Source organism: Shewanella sp. JNE2 (assembly GCF_023159115.1).
GTDB lineage: Bacteria > Pseudomonadota > Gammaproteobacteria > Enterobacterales > Shewanellaceae > Shewanella > Shewanella putrefaciens.
This window is the reverse complement of sequence record NZ_CP096169.1, coordinates 4,003,448-4,018,941: the sequence shown is the minus strand read 5'-3', so window position 1 is coordinate 4,018,941 and position 15,494 is coordinate 4,003,448. Positions and strand designations below refer to the sequence as shown.

The window sequence follows — 15,494 nt, the reverse complement described above, 5'->3', positions numbered from 1 at the left end:
AAGTGACCGTTGACGGCATGGTCGCTCTTTCACATCCATGTGATCGCGACATTCGTAAATCCTTTTACATCAGATGCCGTCGTCGAGCCTATAGGGACATATTCACGGCGTGTCACTGGAATGACAGTGCTTAATCGCTGAAACAGAATGATGAACACTCTCTCTATGAGTCATTAATAAAGCCTTGCATTTGTTCAATTCCTACCCTAAAAACAAAGATCTGTTACCGAAAAGCTGGATTCCTGCCCACAAGCATTGTGGGAATGACAGTGCTTAATCAATGTCGTCATTACAACACAAGCGCAAAGCAAGATGCGGCAACTTGTTATTCGTCCTATGGTTCTCGTCTAGTGGCTCTTGTATTGTGGATCAAGCGCGCAGGCGGGTTTTCTTCTGTTATAATGCCCCCTCGATTTTTTGGAGGCGAGAATGGACGTATCTTCTTTACTAGACGGCCTGAATGATAAGCAGCGCGAGGCTGTCGCGGCACCGCAATCTAGCATGTTAGTGTTGGCGGGCGCGGGCAGTGGTAAAACTCGGGTGTTGACCCACCGTATTGCGTGGCTGATGCAGGTTGAACAGCAGAGTCCTTACTCGATTCTTGCGGTGACGTTTACCAATAAAGCTGCGGCTGAGATGCGCGAGCGAGTTGAAAAAGTCGCTGGCACCAATATGGGCCGAATGTGGATTGGCACGTTCCACGGCTTGGCGCATCGCTTGTTACGCACTCACTTCCAAGATGCGGGTTTACCGCAAAGCTTCCAAATTCTTGATTCTGACGATCAAGTGCGCTTGATCAAACGTATTCTTAAAAGCCTGAATTTGGATGAGAAACAATATCCTCCACGCCAAGCTCAGGGTTATATCAATGGTAAAAAAGACCAAGGATTACGCCCTAAACATATCGATGCCATCGGTTTTCCCATTGAGCAAAATCTGTTAAAAATCTATCAGGTTTATCAAGAGTCTTGCGACCGCGCAGGTTTAGTCGATTTTGCCGAAATCCTTTTACGTGCCCATGAGTTATGGCTTAATAAGCCGCATTTGTTGGCCCATTATCAAGAACGCTTTAAGCATATTTTGGTGGACGAGTTCCAAGATACCAACGCGATCCAATATGCGTGGATCCGCGTGCTTGCCGGTCAAACTGCCAATGTGATGATAGTCGGTGATGACGACCAATCGATTTACGGCTGGCGCGGCGCTCAGGTTGAAAACCTGCATCGCTTCCTTCAGGATTTTCCTACCGCAACCACCATTCGCCTCGAGCAAAACTATCGCTCTAAGGGGAATATTCTTAAAGCGTCCAACGCGTTAATCGCCAATAACCCCGAGCGTATGGGCAAAGAGTTATGGACGGATGAAGCCGATGGCGATCCAATTTCGCTCTATTGCGCCTTTAATGAAATGGATGAGGCGCGCTTTATTGTCGGTCGGATAAATGATTGGCATGAAAAGGGCGGTAACCTCAGTGATTGCGCAATTTTATATCGCTCGAATGCTCAGTCGCGGGTATTGGAAGAAGCCTTATTACACAAAGGCTTAGCCTATCGCATCTACGGTGGCTTACGCTTTTTCGAGCGTCAAGAAATTAAAGATGCCATGGGCTATATGCGCCTCATCAGCAATAAAAATGACGATGCCGCCTTCGAGCGGGTGGTGAATACGCCGCCCCGTGGTATAGGCGATCGCACCTTAGATATTTTACGCACTACGGTGCGCCAACAAGAGCTTACGTTATGGCAAGCGTGTTTACGGCTGCTGGATGAAAAAGTACTTGCCGGCCGTGCAGCCAGTGCGGTGCGTGGCTTTATGGATTTAATCGTTACTCTACAGGAAGATACGCAGGATATGGCCTTGTATCGCATGGCCGACACTGTGATCCAAGCGTCGGGCCTTAAGGCCATGTATGAAGCCGAAAAGGGCGAGAAAGCCCATGCTCGTATCGAAAACTTAGAAGAACTCGTCACCGCTGCGCGCACCTTTGAAATGCCTGAAGAGCTTGAGGATATGGGCGAGCTTAACGCCTTTTTATCCCACGCTGCGCTTGAAGCGGGTGAAGGGCAGGCCGATGCCTTTACCGATGCGGTGCAACTGATGACGCTGCATTCGGCCAAAGGGCTAGAGTTTACTATGGTGTTTATGGCGGGAGTCGAGGAAGGGATTTTCCCGAGTAAAATGGCGCTCGAAGAGGGCGACAGACTCGATGAAGAACGCCGTCTCTGCTACGTGGGCATGACCCGCGCGATGGAAAAACTCTACATTACCTATGCGGAATCGCGCCGTATCTATGGCCGCGAAGATTACGCGCGGCCGTCGCGTTTTATCAAAGAGATCCCGCCGCAATATGTGGATGAAATTCGCCTTAAGGCGCAGGTTTCCACTCCCATGGCAAATAATCGTTTTAGCACTCAAAAGTCGGCAGCGGCAAATGATACGGGCTTTAATGTTGGACAGAGAGTCAATCATCCTAAATTTGGTGAAGGCAAGGTCACCAACTTTGAAGGCAGCGGCGCACAGGCCAGAGTTCAGGTTAGTTTTACCGACTTTGGCAGTAAATGGTTAGTGGTGGCTTACGCTCGTTTAGAAGCGCTTTAAGCTTGAAATGATGGGTGAGTGTCATTCTTTTGTGACAATGTTTTTGGGTGGGAATTCGCGTTCAGGGTTAGCTTAGGTATATGATGCTAACCCATAGGGATGAAGGCGAAAATGGTAGATTATTAGGCGTGGGAGTACCTCGTTAATGAATTTAAAGCAGAAGTGGGACGTGTATTCCCGTCTGACTCGACTCGACCGTCCTATCGGTACGTTATTATTGATGTGGCCATGCTTGATGGCGCTGATGTTAGCGGCGGGTGGTATGCCCGATCTTAAGGTATTGATCATATTCATTATTGGCGTGGTGATCATGCGTGCCTGTGGCTGCATTATTAACGACTATGCCGATCGCGATCTTGACTCTTTTGTGGAGCGCACTAAATCTCGGCCGCTGGCCAGTGGCGAAATCAGCACTAAAGAAGCCTTGATACTTTTTGTCGTCTTAGGTTTATCTGCATTTGGTTTAGTCTTATTACTCAATGGATTAGTGGTTAAATTATCCGTTGTTGGCATTATCCTCACTATCATTTATCCCTTCACCAAACGCATCACTAATATGCCGCAGATGTTTTTAGGCGTGGTGTGGAGTTGGTCTATCCCTATGGCGTATGCCGCGCAGACGGGTGAAGTACCGATGGAGGCTTGGTGGCTATTTGCGGCGAATTGGTTTTGGACAGTTGCCTACGACACTATGTATGCCATGGTTGATAGGGACGATGATCTTAAGGTGGGTATAAAATCCACTGCCATTTTGTTCGGTAAATATGACCGCCAAATCATAGGCTTATTTCAGATTGCTGCACTAGTCTGTTTTATTGCTGCGGGTTGGAGTGCTGAGCGCGGTTTACTCTATGGCCTTGGTTTACTGACTTTTGTTGGCTTTAGTACTTACCAACAAATGCTGATTTTTGGTCGTGAACGCGCCCCTTGTTTTAAGGCTTTTCTTAACAATAACTGGGCGGGACTCGCATTATTTGTTGGCTTGGGGGCTGATTATCTAATCTAAACGTTTGTCGTTCACGATTTTTGTTTACGGCTAAGGCTAAGTTGTTCAGTTTTATCAGGAGCACTATCAAAGGAGGTGATGTATGCCGTGCCAGTTAACCCGACTATTTGGAATTGAGTTACCCATTATCCAAGCGCCGATGGCAGGTGTCCAAGGCAGTGCCTTAACGATTGCGGTATCACAGGCGGGCGCGTTGGGATCTTTGCCCTGTGCCATGTTATCCCTTGAGACATTAGATGCAGAACTTAGCCTGATCCGTAGCCACACAACTAAACCCATTAACGTAAACTTCTTTTGTCACCACGAACCTGAACCGCAAGCGGCGAAACAAGCCGCATGGCTTAAACAACTCACCCCTTATTTTACTGAATTGGGTATCCATCCTGATACTCAAATTGCGGGAGCACAACGTGCGCCATACACGAGTGCTCAGGCAGAAGTGTTAGCTAAATTTAAGCCCGAAGTTGTGAGTTTTCATTTTGGTTTACCGAATGAAGACTTGTTGCTGGAGATTAAATCTTGGGGTTCCAAGGTTATTTCTACCGCAACCACTTTAGAAGAAGCCTTATGGTTAGAAGCGCGTGGGGTAGATGCCATTATTGCTCAGGGTTTAGAGGCTGGGGGGCACAGGGGGCATTTCCTATCGGACGATCTCACCGAGCAGCTTGGTACTTTTGCTTTATTGCCACAGATTATTGCCGCCGTTGATGTACCTGTTATCGCCGCGGGCGGGATAGTCGATGCTAAAACGGTGCGCGCTGCGATGGCAATGGGCGCGTCGGCGGTGCAAGTGGGTACGGCCTATTTACTCTGTCCTGAATGCACTACCACTAAAATTCACCGCGCAGCACTGCAAAGTGAGACTGCGCAACATACGGCGCTCACTAATTTATTTTCTGGCCGCCCTGCCCGCGGTATTGTAAACCGTTTTATGGCCGAACTTGGGCCTATCAATAGTGCGGTACCGGATTTTCCGCTTGCTTCGAATGCTATCGCTGGATTGCGAAGCGCCGCTGAACAACAGGGATTTGGCGATTTTAGTCCGCTCTGGTGCGGCCAAAATGCAACTGGCTGTCAGGCGATTCCCGCCGCAGAGCTTACAAAACAATTGGCGTTGGGGATTTGGTTGAGTGCAGAAGTGTCATAAAATCTGCTTTCTAGAAATAGAATATCAAACCTATGAGTTAATGCTTTGAAGTAAAGGATACAGTTTAGTTATGACGCCGATTTTCAGTAATGCCGCAATTGGTCGAACTCTGTTAATTTTACTCTTATGTGCCGGTGTATTCTTTTTTATCGACTTTTTAGTCCCCGCCTTAGCTGCCCTGATTGTGTGTTTTTCGAGTTGGCCGCTTTATCAAAAACTGTTGGCAAAATGCCGTGGTCGTTCAGCGTTGGCGGCGACGATTGCTTTGGTGCTGATTGTATTAGGGTTGGTTATCCCGCTTGCGTTCGTTTTTTCCTATGCTTTACATGAAATTAGGGGCTGGGTTGAGTGGCTCGTCCACACGAATCAGCATGGTGCTGCTGTGCCTGTCTGGATCAAAGAATTACCTTTGATAGGAGAGTGGCTCACCCTGCAATGGCACGAGTTTATCGGTGAACCCCACGAGTTGGGTAAAATAATCAGCGCCATCAGTGGTCAAAATTTAAGTGGTATTTCCCGTTGGGTACTGCAATTGGGCTGGAACACCTTAGGGCTGTTACTGACCTTACTTTTTATGCTGATCACTTTGTTTTTCTTATATAAAGATGGCGAACATATTGCGAAACAGCTCGATATTGTGGGTGAACGTGTTTTGCCTGCCCGTTGGCACAGTTTTTCCCGCGTGGTGCCTACAACGGTTAGTTCTACCGTGATAGGTATGACGCTTATTGCCATTGGTGAGGGCATAGTGCTCGGCATTGCCTATTGGATTGCGGGTGTACCTTCGGCTGTGGCTTTTGGGGTGTTAACCGCATTTATGGCGCTGATCCCCGGCGGTGCGCCCACGATGTTTACCTTGATTTCACTCTATCTTGTCGGCACTGGTGATATGACCGCCGGAGTCGGTTTATTCCTTTGGGGCAGTATAGAGCTGTTTATTGTCGATAAAACCCTAAGGCCAAATCTTGTTGGTGGGCCGATTAAATTACCTTTCTTACCGACTTTTTTCGGTCTGATCGGCGGGGTGAAAACCATGGGGTTTGTTGGTTTATTTGTCGGTCCAGTACTGATGGCCTTGCTGGTAGCCATTTGGCGGGAATGGCTAAGGGAAGAACCTGAAGTTATACAAATAGATACACAGGCGGGAAGCTAAAAGTTAAGGCTTAGTCTGTCCTAAGGTATTTTTGCGTTCATCGGTGTAAAACCACCAAGGCTTAGGATCATCACCCGCCATAAAACGGGTGATGGAGATAAACACATCGAGCATACAAGGATCCTGTTTTACCCCTGTTAATGTGTTGAGTGTGCGGTACATTTCGTAGGGATTTCTCCCAAGCAATTGCACTGGCGTCTCTATGCCGAGTAGACGCAGATCCGCAGCGCAGGCTTTACCAATATTGGGTAAATCCGTTAATTGCTTAACCTCGGCACGCACCACTTTCGCTGGATTCATACGAATTTCCCCGTGATAAATATCATTGAAAAGCCTGCGCCACCGTAGAGTCGACTCGAAAGCGTTTAGGCTTTAACCAGTGTTGTTAAATCTGCTGGGCGGTAGTAAACCGATTTTAGTACCTTGCCTTGGCGAACGACTTTACCTGCCATTTCCACATCTTTAGCGCATTTGGCGATGATAAAATCACCTTGCTGACTACCGACAATTTCAACACCTTGTTTGGCATAAAAGGCAATAGTCTCAGCCAGTTCTTGCTCGTTACGGCACACTTTACTCATATTGCTCGAATGCACTTCATCCCAGCAGGCGATAAAGTCGATTTCACGGTTATGAGCCACGCAAAGCAACAAGTCAATCAGGTAACTGATTTCGAGTCTGTCCGTCATTGCTTGCGCGCCCAAATGCACTAAACGTCCCATTAACACATATACAGAATCGACTATGGCATCGGCCTGTTCGATACGGCTATCGGCTTCGGCAAGCTCAGTTAACTCCTCAATAATCAGTGAAGTATGTAGGGTGTCTGCCTTGTCATCTAAGGAATGAACATCATTAACGGGTAAATCGAAGGTGCGACGAAACTCACTGATATCACGATATAAGTGGTCATAAATAGGTTGAGTTAAGCGGGTGAGTTTCATCTGATGTGCCTTGATATAAAAAAGTTTGGCGACAATTTTAAAGAAACGCACCGCAGAATACAAAGATGGGGCGAATATAAAAATACCCGCAGCCAAATGGGTAGCAGCGGGTTTCGGCAAATATTGGCGGATGACCGAATGGAGAAATATATTGTGAGCCTGTGTTACTTGGTGATTATTGGCCGTATTTTGCAATCAGTTGATCAAGATAAGGGCCAACATCTTTATCACTCCAATCTAAATAACCCCGTACAAAACCCACAAGATTACCTTTAGCATCAAAAATATAACTCGCTGGGACGACATTCGCAGGGATGATTTGCTCTACATTTTGCTTTGGGTCAAGCCAAGTGGCATAGCCGCTAAAGCCATATTGGTTAAGAAAAGGGCGTACATCTTTAGGTTCTTCATCGATAGAGATAGGGATGATGGCGATATTTTTCCCTTGATATTGTTGCTTCAGTTTTTGGAGTTCTGGAATTTCCCGTAAACAGGGGGCACACCAGGTTGCCCAAAGGTTGACCAAAACCAATTTTCCTTGGTGTTGTTTTAGGGTTTGAGTTTGCCCTGATTCATCAATAAAGGGGACTTCTGGTACGCCGCGTGCGTGCTGCATCTCTACAAAGCCCGTCATAACTCGAGGTTTAGGAAGGGGCTCGCCCGTGCTGTAGAGTTTATTGTCTAATGAGTGTGCTGGGCTGCTATTAGAAAATAGGCCAAAACACGCCAGTAGAACAAAGGGAAAATAGCGTAATTTCATCTGGTTATCCTTTATTTCAAATAGACGATTGTGTTTTTTTTCGGGTTATCAAAGCAAAACAAAGCCCAACACCAAGCACTAATAACAGCAGTGGCCCAAGCCAAAGTGCGGACGTGGATGCCTTAAATTCAGGTTGATAACGGATTTTTTCGCCATAGCGTTGCACCATAAAATCGATAATCTCATCTTGGCTTTGCCCCTGTTCTAGCATCGAGAATATTTGTGCTTTGAGCTCGTGGGCGATAGGCGCCTGTGATTCAAATAGGCTTTGATTGGTCGCCATAGGGCAACGCAGCACTTTACTGATATCCATTGCCTGTTGCTGGTGGGAAAGGCCAGATATGGACTGTGCTTGCGCCATGGATAAGGATGTGGTTCCTATCCAAAATAGGGTGATAGGGAGCAGTAAGACTAAAAAGCGTAATATTGGATTCATTAGGCAAGCGTCTCCTTTGGTTTGTGATGGGATAGGTTAACTAAGGTTGTTAAATCAGCTTGGTAGCTAAAGCGGCGGGTAGGCCAAGCGGCAATCGCCCCGCCCAGCATCATAAATAGGGCACCAAGCCAGATCCAACTCGCAAGGGGTTTATAGCTGATACGGATAAGGTATTCGTTATCACTTAATTGCAGCCCCATGGACACATAAATATCCCGCCATAAACCGTGGTCGATACCCGCGTGGGACATTTCCATCCCGTTGCTTTTAAAGGTTTGTCGTTGTGGTGTGATATAGCCTAAAACCCGTTCATCATTCGCTGCATCACGGATACTGATATTGGCTTGAATGGCGGTAAAGCTGCTCGTTTCAACATTCTCAGTGCTTTCATAAACTAAGACATAACTCGCCAAAGGCTTACCTTGACCAGGCCCCATTCGTAGCAGGGCTTCCTGCTCAAAAAAGGAGACGGATGTTGCTCCTATAATAGTGATAGCCACCCCCAAGTGGGCGAATAGCATGGCGACAAACCCTTGTTTTGATGACTTAACGGGAGGATTTAAGCCGTGCTCACTGCGGGTTTGGGTTAATTGACAGGCATATACTCGTCTACCCAATCCCGAGGCTACCAATATCGTGAGCAATAAACACACCAGCAACCAAAGTGCCGCGGCAGTGCCAAGGAGTAAAAATAAGCTACAGCCCGAGGCGGCTTGTAAGCTTACCCAGCCAGCGACGGCTAATATCATTAGGCTAGGAATGAGCAGGGAAGTAATACGAGTCTTTGAGGCATTTTGCCATTGTACTTTTTGCCATTGCACTAAGGGCGCAATGCCCATTAACAGGACAAGCAAGAAAGTGAGGGGGACAAATATAGCGTTGAAATATGGGGCGCCCACTGAAAGTGTGCCTAAATCCAGTAGCTCATAGATCAAAGGGTAAAATGTGCCGAGTAACACGGAAAACGCGGCAACGACTAAGATAACGATCCCGAGCAGTAACAGCGTTTCCTTGCTAAAAAGCGCGAAAGTCACATCCTGTTTTAAATGATGCGCTTTGAGCGCAAAAATCAGCAACCCAGCACCAACAAAAATCACTAATAAGCAGAGGATTGACATGCCACGGGTAGGATCGGCGGCAAAGGCATGTACCGATTGCACTATGCCGGAACGCACCAAAAAGCTGCCGAGTAAACTGAGTGAAAATGCCAATAAGCACAGCAGTAAAGTCGTCAGTTTAAAGCCATGAGTACGTTGAGTGAGAATGAGGGAATGCACTAATGCTGTTGCCACAAGCCAAGGAATAAAGGAGGCATTTTCGACAGGATCCCAAAACCACCAACCACCCCAACCCAGTTCGTTATAGGCCCACCAAGATCCAAAGGCATTGCCGCCTGTGAGAAACACCCACGCTAATAATACCCAAGGTCGTAAATAGTTAATTTGGCGAGTATTAAAGCCACCACCGAGCAGTGATGCTAACGCTGCGGCAAAGCAAACCGTAAGGCCTACATAGCCAAGAAAGAGCATGGGGGGGTGTAATATGAGGCCTATGTCTTGCAAAATGGGGTTAAGATCTCGCCCTTCAATTGGAATGTTAGGTAATAAACGGGCAAAGGGATTAGAGGTAAAGAGTAAAAATAGGTTAAAACCAAGGATCACTAACGCCAGAATAGCCAACAGTCTCGCAAAATACAGGGAGTCTTGGTAGCTATCGGTGGCCTTATCCTGAGTGCAATCCGCTATCTTCACGCGATAACTGATGATTGCGCCCCAAAGAGCAATCGCAAATATCCAGAAGAGCATTGACCCTTCATGGCTGCCCCAAACGGCGGCCACTTTATAGCCCAATGCCAATTGGCTATTCGAGTGGTTTGCAACATAAGCAACAGAAAAGTCATCAGTGACAAAACAATAAATTAAGCAAAGAAGTGAAAAAAATACCGAGATAAATATGGTTCTAAAGAGTACCGGACTTAACCCAACCAGATAGGCATTATGCTGTTTAATCCCCATTAGTGGCAGTATTGCAGAAAATAATGCCAATACGCTACTGATGATCAATAATATATGCCCAATCTCTGGAACCATAGTTGTCATTTATTATTCCTTAGAATAATGATAACGCGGTAAAGTAAAAGAGTGTTGATAGTTACTTTGTTCATGTGATTTAAAACTTTTAACTTTATTTCTTTAATAGGTTTTATCTAATATTTGATTTTTCATATCAGTCTTGGTTGAACACATTGTTCAAATATCATTTGACGACTGATTTGCATCACTGTTCATTTTGAGATTAGTCGAATTTTTCATTTGATAATGTGATCTTATTCGTTATTAATTCACTCCCTCCCATCCTTAATTATTTTTGAAAAATAAAATCTATTTTTAGTTTTTTTTATAACTAAAACAGGCTTTTTTACTTCTAAAAAACAAGTGTTTGATTAGATTTATGTGTTTGTATTTTATATGCTTTTGTCGCTATTACTCCTCTTTATTTATCAGCGGGTATTTAATGTGCTCTAGCTCTGATTTTTCATGGTTTTTTGTCTCCATTATGCCATCACTGGTCAATTGTTTATGTCGTTCAGTGAGCAGTTAGGTTCAGTGGAAAATATAAAACTAATGATAATTAGGAGTGAATGATGAAACGATGGAAATCCAAGGTGGCACTCAGTGTGCTATTTGGTTTAGGTTCTGCCATAAGTACCATCTCAATCGCTGCCGATGCTAAATCGGATAATAAGGTGGTTCCTGGAGTGGGTAATAAACAGCAATCCCACTATACTCAAGATATTTTGGCTAACCCCAATTTAGCTGAAAATTTAATGGAACAATCTCGTGGTGTTAAAACACTACAGGATTATATTGTTCAAGAAAAAGAGTTGTTTGATTTTTTATTTGAAAATCACCCCGTTTTTAAATATGACGCAGAAGGGCGATTAAAGGGCACTTATAAAGTCAGTGATCGTGGTGAAGAATATTTACACGGTGGTGACAGTGTTGCTTACAGCAAACACAGTAAAGAAGTGAATTCAACGGATGGCACTGCGGTGCGTTACAGTTCCTATAACGATGGTCAACGTCCCAAGGCCCTACAATACCGTTTAGGCGCAAAATCGATTTTAGATTTTCCCAACAAGTTTGTTGGCCCTGAAAAATGTGGTGAGTGTCATGGTCCACAGTATGAGAAATGGAGACGTTCACGCCATTCAAAAACGATTCGTTTCCCTGGGGAGCATCCAGAGGTTGAAAACAATCTAGATAAAACCATGTATGGCACTAAGGATACCTCTATCCTGCCAGACGGTATTACTCCAGATGTGATTTATGCCACTGTAGGTACGCCAAGAACAAAATATGGCTTTATCGACGGTTACTTAGTACGCGGAACGTACCATGTGAAGGACGGTCTGCTTAAAGATGGCACTGGTACTATGGTCGCTGGTGGTAACCAATTCTCCCGTGGTTGGGCTGAATGGTTAACACCTGAAATGGCAAAGAAAATCCAGAAAGTTATTCCTGACTTTCCAACTAAAATGGAAGATTTTGGCGGAAGTGGTTCACACCAATGGGGTATGAGCTCCTATGGCGCTAAATATGAGAAGGAATTCTTATTCCAGCCTGCCAGTTCCTATTGTGAAATGTGCCACTCCTTTAAGTTTGACTTTAAAACGAAGGATGAGTTTTTTGCAGCTTTAGGTAATCCTAAAGAATTACAAAAACATACTATTTCTAAAGGTATTACCTGTGAAGAGTGTCATGGTGCAGGTGGTCATTTAGATGGTGGTATCGGTGGTGGTATGCCGTCTAACTGTGAGCGTTGTCACCAGCGTTTCAACTTTGTTGAAGAGTTAGCCGAAACGCCGCAGGGTAAAGATAAACTGGAATATGCCTTTAACGTGAAGATGAAATCTTCTTGCCCATCCTGTGGTACAGAAGGTTCGCAAATGTTTGCCTCATCTCACTACGATAAAGGCATGCGTTGTTCTACCTGTCACGACCCACACGAAGTGACGGATGGAGATTGGAAATCCGGTATTACCAAACCCAAAATCATCAAAGAATGTACCGATTGCCATACGGCACAGGCCGAAATTGCGAGTAATACCAAGACTCACAGCAAACAAACCTGCCAAAGCTGCCATATGCCAAACATGGGTAGTTGTGAAAACTTCACGGCGATCCAGTTCCCTGATGTCGCAGGCTTTGACAACGTCCGTAAATCACATATGTGGAAAATTGATGTTGATCCGCTACGTAAAACCCTTAATCCACCTGAAGGTAAGTCTCGCGACTCATCCACAAAAGGCTGGACTGTAGCGAAGGACGAAAATGGCCATAACTACCTCGATCTCATGTGGACTTGTGCTCGCACATCCGCTTCTGATCACGATGTGGTGGATAACAAAGGTTGCCATAGCCAATTCCAATCTAAGTTAGGTGAGGGTCTGCACTTTAAAGATCAACAGGAAATCTACGGCAGAGTTCAGAAGTGGCAAAAACCTGTGAAAGAAGCCTATGCCAAAGTAGAAAAAGCCCTTATTAGCATCGATAAGTCGCCCAATATGGCCAAGTTATCGGTAGAAGATAAGACGCAAGTGCTGTTGTTAACCGATAAAGCTCAAGATGTCCTCAAGCTGATTAAAGCCGATGGTTCATGGGGTGTTCATGGTGCGCGTTACTCACAAAAACGCTTAGATGCCGCCTTGACCTATGTGACCCAAGCCCAAGCCATTATTGATGGTAAGGCGCTGAGTGCGAAGAAAATATAATTTAACTTGAGTCCTAGTTATCCCCGACACCCTAAGGTGTCGGGGAATATGAGAGCCTAATTATGCATAACGTGATTCGTCAAAGTGTAAGCCGAACATTGATGGTGTTGGCCTTAGGCGTGATAGCCCTGCCAGTGATAGCTGGTGGAGGTTCTGAAATGTCTGAAGTGCCCTATAACGAAATCCAATTAAATCCTATTTCGATGATGGAAGCGGAGACCTTGGTTGGCAAGCAAGGTGTTTATTTTTTCGACGTAAATACGCTGGAGATATGGGCAGAAGGTTTTATCCCCGGAGCGGTTTTTTTCAATGTTCAGAATTGGAGAGAGTTACTTCCAAAGAATAAAGATGCGGTCATGGTGTTTTACTGCGCTAACCGCCTTTGCACCACCAGCAATATGGCGGCGAGAGAAACCATGAAGCTAGGTTACACAGGTGTGCGTCATATGGCCGATGGTATTTATGGCTGGCGTATGTCTGGGCGAGTAACAGAAAAACCTTAGTAACACACAAGGCCGATGTTTTATCGGTTTGGTTTGCAGGGCCAAAAGGCGAAACCCACAGGGTTAACATTGTAGAGAACATAATATGAAAACACGTATACCAACTTCTTTTATCCCCAAAAGCATCACAGTGACGACCTGTGCCGCATTATTTGTTTCGGTAGCCAGTTTTGCAGGCACAGGTCTGAAAACCGATGCAGATAAAACCTCCTACAGCATTGGTGCTTCTATTGGTAATTACATTTCAGGCCAAGTCTACAACCAAGTTGAATTGGGCTCAGAGGTCAATGTCGACTTAGTCGTGCAAGGTTTTGTGGATGCGCTTAAAGATAAACAGCAATTAACCGACGAAGAAGTGCTGACCTACCTGAACCAAAGAGCAGAACAACTCAATGCAGCAAGAGCCGTTGTTGCTGAAAAACAAATGGCAGAAACCCAAAAGGCAAGTGCGGCATATCTTGCTGAAAATCAAAAAAAGTCAGGCGTTAAAGTTACAGCATCGGGGCTTCAGTACGAAGTCTTAACCCAAGGTAAAGGTCATAAACCCAATCCAGAAGATGTGGTCACAGTGGAATATGTTGGCACCCTTATCGATGGAACTGAGTTTGAAAATACGGTTGGACGTAAAGAGCCCACTCGCTTTGCATTAATGTCAGTGATCCCCGGCTGGGAAGAGGGGTTAAAGCTGATGCCTGTGGGGTCTAAATACCGTTTTGTGGTACCCGCAAGCCTTGCCTATGGCGCTGAAGCTGTAGGCATTATCCCGCCTGAGTCTGCACTTATTTTTGAAATTGAACTGAAAAATATTGAGAAACCCAGCGAAATGAAAGAAATGAAAAATAAAAAGATGATGCCTGCACACGGTTAATCAGGCTCCTAAAACGAGTTGTTTGGAGAGTGAAATGGAGACAGGAATGGTGAGCTTAGGACTAGGCATTGGCATCAGTTTACTGGTGTTTGTTGCTTACATTTACTGGCAGCACATGCGTCTAAACCTAGTAATGGGAATAGCACAGTTGCCAAACATGTCGAGCAAAGTGCCCTTTGCGATGGGAATCGTCCTAGTGTTGCTTACCCTTGCTATCTACAGTCAAACAGGCCGTTTTAGGGATTGGGATCAAGGTCGGCTTGATGAAAATATTGACTATTTAGTGGCGGCCGAAATCACCAAAGCTAGTCGTTGGGTTCAGAGTGAGCCACAAAATACCTTGGCACTTATGGCATTAGCTCAGGCATACAGTGCGGGTGGTTTGTACTCAGATGCAGTGCTGACCTTGGATAAATTACTCGAAATAGGGGGAGAAGATGCCGAAGTGTTAGGGGCAAAAGCTAACGCGCTTTATTACCGCGAGCTTCGGCAAATGACACCTGAAACCCAAGAGGTGATTGCCAAAGCATTAGCACTCTCTCCCTTTGAGCCTCAAACCCATATGTTACTCGCGGCAGATGCTTACTTACATGCTCGTAACCAAGAGGCCATTGACCATTGGCAGCTTTTGCTCAAACACAATGGGGACAGTATTAACCGTGAAGCAATCAATAATGCGATTGCAAAAGCACAAAGCAAAATGAATGAAAGATGAAACCCGTTTCTATCAACCCTCGCCGTAACGATCTGTCCCTGCAAGGCATCTGGCGAGGTGTTGATATTTTAATAAAAGGATAAATAGGATGAAGAAATACTATGCATTGTTGCTGTTAGTGCCTTTGCTATTTGGCTGTAATAAAAGCGAGGCCACAGACCATGTTCATAAAGCCGAGATGATCCACGAGCATGACCGTTGTCATTTATGTGGCATGGTGATCACTAAATATCCCGGACCTAAAGGGCAAGTGCACTTCAAGGCTGAGAAGACAGTACCTAAGTTTTGTTCGGTTCGCGATATGTTCAACTTTGCATTGCAGAGTGAGAACAAACGTCAAATTGACTACATGATGGTGCATGACGCGGCAACCACCGATTGGGATCAGCCAGATGATGGCGCCTTTATCGATGCTAAAAATGCCTTCTATGTTTACGGTACGACCAAGAAAGCCGTGATGGGACCTGCCGTTGCCCCTTTTAGCACTCGCGCTGCTGCCGAAGCCTTTGCCAAGGAATATGGTGGTCGCGTACTGAGTTTTGATGACATCACCTTAGAACTGCTCGCGGGTGATAAATAAGGCTGTGATG

At 45.5% G+C, this 15,494-nt stretch carries 14 protein-coding genes; 9 read left to right on the top strand and 5 right to left on the bottom strand.

Annotation, left to right across the window (positions count from 1 at the left end):
* Positions 1–429: 429 nt before the first annotated feature.
* The 4 genes from uvrD to MZ182_RS17900 all read left to right on the top strand — a co-directional run bounded on the left by uvrD (position 430) and on the right by MZ182_RS17900 (position 5,904).
* Complete coding sequence (gene uvrD / locus MZ182_RS17915; protein ID WP_248067602.1) at positions 430–2,598, top strand: DNA helicase II; 2,169 nt, start codon at positions 430–432, stop codon at positions 2,596–2,598.
* Between the two features lie 145 nt (positions 2,599–2,743).
* Positions 2,744–3,604: a 4-hydroxybenzoate octaprenyltransferase gene (gene ubiA, locus MZ182_RS17910; RefSeq protein ID WP_011787952.1), complete on the top strand. Its 861-nt coding sequence runs from the start codon at positions 2,744–2,746 to the stop codon at positions 3,602–3,604.
* Between the two features lie 82 nt (positions 3,605–3,686).
* On the top strand, positions 3,687–4,751 hold the full coding sequence (locus MZ182_RS17905) for an NAD(P)H-dependent flavin oxidoreductase (RefSeq protein ID WP_014611408.1): 1,065 nt from the start codon (positions 3,687–3,689) through the stop codon (positions 4,749–4,751).
* Between the two features lie 70 nt (positions 4,752–4,821).
* Positions 4,822–5,904 (top strand): AI-2E family transporter, encoded by a 1,083-nt coding sequence (locus MZ182_RS17900; RefSeq protein WP_248067604.1) that lies wholly within the window; start codon positions 4,822–4,824, stop codon positions 5,902–5,904.
* A gap of 3 nt (positions 5,905–5,907) precedes the next feature.
* Here the strand turns inward: MZ182_RS17900 and MZ182_RS17895 are convergent, their stop codons facing one another.
* The 5 genes from MZ182_RS17895 to MZ182_RS17875 form a co-directional block, all read right to left on the bottom strand.
* Positions 5,908–6,204, bottom strand: a complete 297-nt coding sequence (locus MZ182_RS17895; protein WP_025008151.1) for a helix-hairpin-helix domain-containing protein — start codon at positions 6,202–6,204, stop codon at positions 5,908–5,910.
* 65 nt (positions 6,205–6,269) lie between these two features.
* The gene (locus MZ182_RS17890; RefSeq protein ID WP_025008152.1) at positions 6,270–6,848 is read right to left on the bottom strand and encodes a nucleoside triphosphate pyrophosphohydrolase family protein; all 579 of its coding nucleotides are present in this window, start codon (positions 6,846–6,848) and stop codon (positions 6,270–6,272) included.
* 175 nt (positions 6,849–7,023) lie between these two features.
* On the bottom strand, positions 7,024–7,608 hold the full coding sequence (locus MZ182_RS17885) for a TlpA family protein disulfide reductase (RefSeq protein WP_014611404.1): 585 nt from the start codon (positions 7,606–7,608) through the stop codon (positions 7,024–7,026).
* 16 nt (positions 7,609–7,624) lie between these two features.
* Positions 7,625–8,044 carry a cytochrome c-type biogenesis protein CcmH gene (locus MZ182_RS17880; protein ID WP_248067606.1) on the bottom strand — a complete coding sequence of 140 codons (420 nt, stop codon included), beginning with the start codon at positions 8,042–8,044 and terminating at the stop codon, positions 7,625–7,627.
* Positions 8,044–10,143, bottom strand: coding sequence for a heme lyase CcmF/NrfE family subunit (locus MZ182_RS17875; protein WP_248067608.1), 2,100 nt, complete (start codon positions 10,141–10,143; stop codon positions 8,044–8,046). Before MZ182_RS17875 ends, MZ182_RS17880 begins: the two co-directional genes overlap by 1 nt.
* Positions 10,144–10,688: 545 nt before the next feature.
* On the opposite strand from MZ182_RS17875, the gene sirA reads away from it, so the two are divergent.
* The 5 genes from sirA (at position 10,689) to MZ182_RS17850 (ending at position 15,484) form a co-directional block, all read left to right on the top strand.
* Positions 10,689–12,818 carry a dissimilatory sulfite reductase SirA gene (gene sirA / locus MZ182_RS17870; RefSeq protein WP_011787960.1) on the top strand — a complete coding sequence of 710 codons (2,130 nt, stop codon included), beginning with the start codon at positions 10,689–10,691 and terminating at the stop codon, positions 12,816–12,818.
* Between the two features lie 62 nt (positions 12,819–12,880).
* Positions 12,881–13,321, top strand: coding sequence for a rhodanese-like domain-containing protein (locus tag MZ182_RS17865; protein WP_011787961.1), 441 nt, complete (start codon positions 12,881–12,883; stop codon positions 13,319–13,321).
* Positions 13,322–13,406: 85 nt separating this feature from the next.
* Entirely contained in the window at positions 13,407–14,189 is a 783-nt protein-coding gene (locus MZ182_RS17860) for an FKBP-type peptidyl-prolyl cis-trans isomerase (protein ID WP_025008155.1), read from the top strand.
* Between the two features lie 34 nt (positions 14,190–14,223).
* Positions 14,224–14,904 carry a tetratricopeptide repeat protein gene (locus MZ182_RS17855; protein WP_248067610.1) on the top strand — a complete coding sequence of 227 codons (681 nt, stop codon included), beginning with the start codon at positions 14,224–14,226 and terminating at the stop codon, positions 14,902–14,904.
* Positions 14,905–14,992: 88 nt separating this feature from the next.
* Entirely contained in the window at positions 14,993–15,484 is a 492-nt protein-coding gene (locus MZ182_RS17850) for a nitrous oxide reductase accessory protein NosL (RefSeq protein ID WP_248067612.1), read from the top strand.
* The last annotated feature ends 10 nt before the right edge of the window (positions 15,485–15,494 follow it).